We start from the raw sequence: 6,216 nt of genomic DNA on the forward strand, positions 1-6,216 counted from the left end.
CCCGCCCTGCGGCGTCCAGGAGGGCTGATCGGCCGCGCGCGCGGCGACGCCGGGCTGGCCGGCCGGCGGCAGGACCGGCGTGGTGGCGCGCCCGCCCGCCTCGAGCTGCGGCGCGCCCAGGCGCAGCGTCACGTCGAGCGCCACGCCCGCCTCCACCGACAGGGTGAATTCCGGCGTCACCTGCGTGGTGGCGGCGAGGGCGACGCTGTGCTGATGCACCGACCGCTGCCCGGCCAGCGCGCCGGGGCCGGGTGCCATGGCCGGCCCCGTCGTGCTGGTGAGGAAGCCGCCGCCGCCGCTGCGCTCGACGATCTGCGTGCGGGCGACGGAGGTGCCGAGATTGCCGGCGAGCAGCCGCAGGAAGCAGGAGAGCGTCCAGCCCTGCCCCTGCGCCGCCGCCGCGTTGGCGGCTTCCATCGACAGCCGCACGGCGCCGGTGGCGGTGGGGGTGCCGTAGAGGCGGAGGTCCATGCAGGGCAGGCCGTCCTCGCTGCCGACATCCATCACCCCGATCCGCAGGCCGAGCGAGATGACGGTGGCCCAGAAGCTGGGCAGGCTGGCGCCGGCGCCGAGCTGGCTGCCCACCGCCGCGCCCTCCATCCGCGGGTTGCGGATGGCGTTGCCGCCCGCCGCCTCGACCAGCAGGCGCCCGGCGGGCCCCTGGAAGCGCGGCTGGTTCGCCGCCACCGGCCGGAAGGCGCCGGAGGCATCCGCCGCCAGCGCGCCGCCGGCGCGCAGCGTGGCGAGCCGGCCGGCATAGCCGGGCCCGAGCAGGCGCAGCCCGCCCGGCCCGCCGAGCAGGCCCGGCATGACCATCCCCGGCGTCATCAGGGCGCCCCCGCCCCGGCCAGGTGGCAGATCCGGGTGGTGCCCCCGTCCGGGGAATAGGTCATCAGCGTGGCGACGCCGCCGGCGCGGATGCGCGTGTAGCCGTCGCTGTTGGTGGGCGCGGTGTTGCCGGTGAAGCCCGCGAGGCTCAGCGCCAGGTCCGCGCCGGTGCGGTTGATGACGCTGCAGCTGAAGCCGTCGCCGGTGTTCGCCCAGCTCAGCGACAGGGCGGCGCCGGGATTGGCGATCAGCATCCGCCCGTTATGCGCGGCATGGGTCAGCACGGTGGTCGTGGCCAGCGCCAGGGTGGTCATGCGCCGCGCGGTGAACTGGCTGTCGACATACTGCTTGGTGGCAGCCTGCAGCGCCGATGTCGGGTCGGCCGGCAGGACCACCGGGCCGGCGACCGTCAGCGTGCCGTTGCCGGCCAGCCGCAGGCGCTCCGCCACGCTGCCTCCGGAGCGCGTCTCCAGCACCAGCGCGCCCGATTCGCTGCCCGCCGCCACCGTCTCGGCGACCGCAACCAGCCGGCCGAAGACCTGCTCGCTGCCGCCGCTGTTGTTGCCGCTGGCCTCCAGCACGGCGAGGCGGTCGTTCGCCGCCGGCGTGGTGGAGAGGCGGCGCAGGCGCAGGGTCTGTGCCGCGGTCATGCCGCTGCCGCCGAAGATGAAGGACGGGTTGAGGTTTCCGCTGTCGCCGGCGAAGACGCAGTCGTTGCCGCTGACGGCGATGCTCGCCGCCGTCACCGCCGCGGTGGCGGCGCCCGCCTTGTACAGCCGCAGCTGGGCGCCGGCGGAGGTGCCGCGCTGGTGCAGGTTGACGGCGCCGTCGGTATCGGCCGAGAGCCGCGTCTCGATGGCGCCGGCCGCGCTGACAGAGGCGAGCTCGACGCGCCCGGCGGCGATGCGCTGCGTGGTCTGCACCGCGCCGCGGTTGCCGAGCAGCTGCAGCCGGCGCATCGCCGCCGCGCTGTCGGCGGTGAAGGTGACGGCGCCGGTGTCGCAGCCGGCGACGATCACTGGCCCGGCCGAGGCGCCGAGATGGATGGTGCTGCCGGTCACGTTGCTGGTGCCGGGAGGGCCGGTGAAGTCGCAGCCGATCAGCGAGACCTGGCCGGACAGCACCTCGGCGACGCGGCGCGCGCCGCCGGTGACATTGACGCCGATCACCTCATGCTGCTCGGAGCCGGTGGTCATCACCTGCAGCGAGCAGCCCTTGGAGGAGATGAAGCCGCCCATCCACTTGTTGCGCAGCGCGGTGCCGCGAATGCGGATGCCGATCGTCTGCGGGTCGGCCATGTCCACCCAGGCATCGGTGCCGGTGTTGATGAAGCTGCAGGAATGCACCTCGTCGCCGATGTCGAAGCCGATGTCGTGGCCGTACTCGAAGCAGTTCTCGAAGCTGGCCATGTCGCAGTCATAGGCCTGGTAGGCGATGCCGGGGCGGCGGTTCGCCGTGAAGTAGACCGCGCCGCCCGAGGTCCAGCCCGCGGTGAAGCTGCTGCCCTGCAGGTCGAGGGTGGTGGCGTCCACCGCCGTCACGGTCCAGCGGCCCCAGAGCGAGGGCGCGCCGGAGGCGCCGACCTCGGCGATGTTGACGAGGTCGCCGGTCGCCAGCCCGTGGGCCGTGGCGGTGGTCACGCGGAACAGCCCCGCCGGGCCGGCCGCGACGCCGGCGACGGGGACGCGCTGCGCCGACCAGCCGCGCGAGGCGGTGACCAGCGGGTGCCAGTTCACCTCGCTGATGCGCGAGACATCGTAGGAGCGGCCGAGGTAGAGGCCGTTGGTGCAGTCCCCGAGCACCTGCTCGACGCGCAGGCGCGCGTTGCCGTCGCTGCGGATGCCCCAGTCGAAGCCGAGGATGAGCAGCCGCGAGAGCAGCGCGTCGGCGCCGTTGCCGGCGGAGTTGCCGCTGCCGCCGTCGCCCACGGTGATCGCCGTCCCGGTGAAGGCGGCGGCGGCGGCGAAGCCCTCGCGCAGCGTCCGCGGCGCCGTCAGCCCCTCGCGCAGCACGGCGATGCCCTGCAGCCCGGCGTTGCGGCGGATGCGGATGGTCCGCGCGGGGCTGAGCAGGATCGCGTAGCCGAGGGTGGTGAAGTCGCCGTCCTGGCGCCAGCCGCCGCTGCCCGGGCGGCCCTGCAGGAAGACGCCGTCCTTCACCTCCAGCTCCGCCGCGGCCACCCGGTAGCGGCGCGGGCCGAGCAGGACGGCGCCGCCGCCCGCCGCGGCCGCGGCATCGAGCGCGGCCTGGATCGCCGCCGTGTCGTCGGTGAGGCCGTCGCCCACGGCGCCGTAGTCGCGCACATGGCGGGCGCGTTCCACCAGGATGCCGCCGCGCAGTTGCGCGATGCTGGCGCCGCGCGTCTCGGCCAGCGTGGCCGCGCCCTGCACCACGGGCGTCAGATCGGCGTCGCTGAGGGTGGCGGCGGCGGGCAGTTCGCTGATCTTCTTGTCGGACATCGGGAGATCCTTGGGGGGAGGGGCGGGAAGGGCGTGCCGGGTCAGAGCAGGAGTTCGCCGCCGCTCTCTCCGGAGATGCTCGCCCCCGTCTCGGTCAGCAGGGCGAAGGGCTCGGTGACGACGAAGCTGGCGGAGGTGTGCGTCGCCAGCGGCTCCAGCGGGTCGCGGACGCGGATGCGGTAGCCGGTGCCGGGCGCGGGGGCGGTGAAGCTGGCCGAGGCCGCGCCATTGGCGACGCTGCTGGTCACGGGCCCGGCCACCACGCCGCCGCTGGCATCGAGGATGCTGAACTCGAGCGCCGCGATCGGCCCGCCGACGCGCGCGCTGACGGCGAAGCCCCGGCCGATGTAGAGGCCGGCCGGCACCGCATCGAGCGCCACGCTGCGCGTCGCCGCATCGACCGGCGGCAGGCTGAAGGCGAGGCCGAGGGCGGAGGAGGCGGCCAGCCGCAGCGGCGCCGCCGAGGCATCCAGCACCACGCCGTTGCCGACCCGGCCGCTGCTCTGCACCGGCAGGAAGTTCAGCGAATCCGCCGCCTGCGCCACGAGGATGTGGCCGGGCAGCAGCCGGTCCGCCGCGCTGGCAAAATAGCCCTGCGCCAGGATGGCGGCGCGGGTGTCGGTGGTGACGTAGAGCCAGAGCGTGAAGCTGCCGGTGCTGCTCAGCGGCGACAATCCGCGGGGATCGAAGGGCATGCGCATCTCCTGGTGCGGGCGCGGCGACCGGCACGAAAAAAAGCCCCGGCGCCGGGGGGCGCGCGGGGCGGGAGGGACGGGGCTCGAAGACCTCGGGGGGCGGGCCGGGGCGCAGGCGGTGGGCGCAACTCGGCCGTTGATGCAGCGGAGTTAGCGGAGGGGGGGAGGGGATGTCAAGAAAATAATCCTAGATTGATGGGTACATTTTCTTTCCGGCCCGGCCCTTCCGGCGTGGACCCGCGCCGCGCCCGCCACTAGCCTGGGCGCGCTCCGCAACGCCGCAGGATCACCGCCGCATGCTCCGACGCTTCCTCGCCCTGACCTTGCCCGTCCTTCTGGCCCTGGGGGCGCCAGGTCCGGTGGCGGCGCAGCAGCCGCCGGTGCTGAACGTCTACAACTGGTCCGACTACATCGATCCCTACGCGGTAGCGCGCTTCCAGCAGGAGACCGGCATCCGCATCCGCTACGATGTCTTCGACAGCCTGGAGACGCTGGAGGGCAAGCTCTCCGCGGGGCGCTCGGGCTACGACATCATCGTGCCGACGAGCGAGCCGACCTTCGCCCGGCTGGTGCGCGCCGGCGCGCTGCTGCCGCTCGACCGCGACCGGATCCCGAACTGGGGCAACCAGGATCCCCTCCTGCTGCGCCAGGTGGAGGCGAGCGACCCGGGCAACCGCCATGGCGCCATCTACCTCTATGGCACGGTGGGCCTCGGCATCCGGCTCGACCGCGTGCGCGAGCTCCTGCCCGGCGCGCCGCTCGACAGCCTGGACCTGCTGATGAAACCCGAGAATGCGCAGCGCCTCGCCCGCTGCGGCATCGCGGTGATGGACAGCGCGACGGATGTCTTCCCCTCGGTGCTGCGCTGGCTGGGCCGCGACCCGAACGCCACCGACGCCGCCTCGCAGCGCGCCGCCGAGGAGGCGCTGCTGGCGATCCGCCCCTATGTCCGCGCCATCACCGCCAGCGGCAACATCATGGACGCGCTGGCCACCGGCGAGTACTGCGTCGCCCTGACCTATTCTGGCGATGTCATCCAGGCGCGGGCGCGCGCCCAGGCCGCCGGGCGCGGCGTCGAGATCGGCTACGTGCAGCCGAGGGAAGGCGCGCAGCTCTGGTTCGACATGCTGGCCATCCCGGCCGATGCGCCGAACCCCGCGGCGGCGCATGCCTTCATCGACTTCCTGCTGCGGCCCGCGGTGATGGCCGGCATCACCAACCAGGTGCGCTACCCCAACGCCGTCCCGGCGGCGACGGCGCTGGTCGATCCCGCCGTGCGGCAGGACCCGAATGTCTATCCGACGACCGAGATGCTGCAGCGGACCTTCATCGCCACCACCCTGGCGCCGGCGGTGGAGCGGGGGCGCAGCCGCAGCTGGAACCGCATCAAGGCCGGGCGCTGAGCCTTGCCGGCCATCCCGCCGCTGCTCTCGCTGCGTGGCCTGGTCAAGCGCTTTGGCGACCATCTGGCGCTGGACGGGCTCGACCTCGACGTCGCGCCCGGCGAGTTCCTGACGCTGCTCGGCGGCTCGGGCTCGGGCAAGTCCACGCTGCTGCGCGTCATCGCCGGCTTCGAGACGGCCGATGCCGGCCGGCTCGACCTCGCGGGGCAGGACCTCGCGCCGCTGCCGCCGCATGCGCGGCCGCTGAACATGATGTTCCAGTCCTACGCGCTGTTCCCGCATCTGAGCGTCGCGGCCAATATCGCCTATGGCCTGCGGCGCGACGGCGTGCCGCGGGCCGAGCGCGAGCGCCGCGTGGCCGGGGCGCTCGCCCTGGTCGGGCTGGAGGGGCTGGAGGGCCGCATGCCGCAGCGCCTCTCGGGCGGCCAGCGGCAGCGCGTCGCCCTGGCCCGCGCCCTGGTCAAGCGGCCCCGCCTGCTGCTGCTGGACGAGCCGCTGGGCGCGCTGGACGCGCATCTGCGCGAGCGCACCGGCTTCGAGCTGCGCGCCCTGCAGCGGGCGACCGGCGCCGCCTTCATCATGGTGACGCACGACCAGCAGGAGGCGCTGTCGCTGGCCGACCGCGTGGCCGTGCTGGAGGCCGGGCGGCTGGTGCAGCAGGGCCCGCCGCGCGCCGTCTACGAGCGCCCGGCGACGCGCTTCGTGGCCGGCTTCCTCGGCGGCGCCAATGTGCTGGAGGGGCGGCCGGACGGGCGCGGCGGCTTCGACTGCCCTGCCCTCGGCGTCGCGCTGCGCCCGGCGGCGCTGCCGGCGGCGACCACGGCCCTGGCG

General features: G+C 74.4%; 5 protein-coding genes. 2 read left to right on the top strand and 3 right to left on the bottom strand.

The features are described 5' to 3' along the window. From ACVMLK_RS19365 to ACVMLK_RS19375, 3 genes are all read right to left on the bottom strand, one after another. On the bottom strand, nt 1-828 hold an 828-nt coding region (locus tag ACVMLK_RS19365), incomplete at its 3' end, for a hypothetical protein (RefSeq protein ID WP_457487343.1). Next, nucleotides 828-3,287 (bottom strand): glycosyl hydrolase family 28-related protein, encoded by a 2,460-nt coding sequence (locus tag ACVMLK_RS19370; protein ID WP_457487344.1) that lies wholly within the window; start codon nt 3,285-3,287, stop codon nt 828-830. The genes ACVMLK_RS19370 and ACVMLK_RS19365, both read right to left, overlap by 1 nt. A gap of 41 nt (nt 3,288-3,328) precedes the next feature. After that, on the bottom strand, nt 3,329-3,982 hold the full coding sequence (locus ACVMLK_RS19375) for a hypothetical protein (RefSeq protein WP_457487345.1): 654 nt from the start codon (nt 3,980-3,982) through the stop codon (nt 3,329-3,331). A 296-nt stretch (nt 3,983-4,278) separates the two neighbouring features. On the opposite strand from ACVMLK_RS19375, the gene ACVMLK_RS19380 reads away from it, so the two are divergent. Then, entirely contained in the window at nt 4,279-5,385 is a 1,107-nt protein-coding gene (locus ACVMLK_RS19380; protein WP_198366053.1) for an extracellular solute-binding protein, read from the top strand. A gap of 3 nt (nt 5,386-5,388) precedes the next feature. Further along, nucleotides 5,389-6,216 (top strand): ABC transporter ATP-binding protein (locus ACVMLK_RS19385; protein ID WP_457487346.1); only part of this gene is annotated, 828 nt, incomplete at its 3' end.

The sequence above is a fragment of the Teichococcus aerofrigidensis genome (assembly GCF_054073225.1).

Excerpts from the sequence above, each read along its gene's own strand:
- ACVMLK_RS19370 (WP_457487344.1), bottom strand. The coding sequence starts at position 3,287 with ATGTCCGACAAGAAGATCAGCGAACTGCCCGCCGCCGCCACCCTCAGC.
- ACVMLK_RS19375 (WP_457487345.1), bottom strand. The coding sequence starts at position 3,982 with ATGCCCTTCGATCCCCGCGGATTGTCGCCGCTGAGCAGCACCGGCAGC.
- ACVMLK_RS19380 (WP_198366053.1), top strand. The coding sequence starts at position 4,279 with ATGCTCCGACGCTTCCTCGCCCTGACCTTGCCCGTCCTTCTGGCCCTG.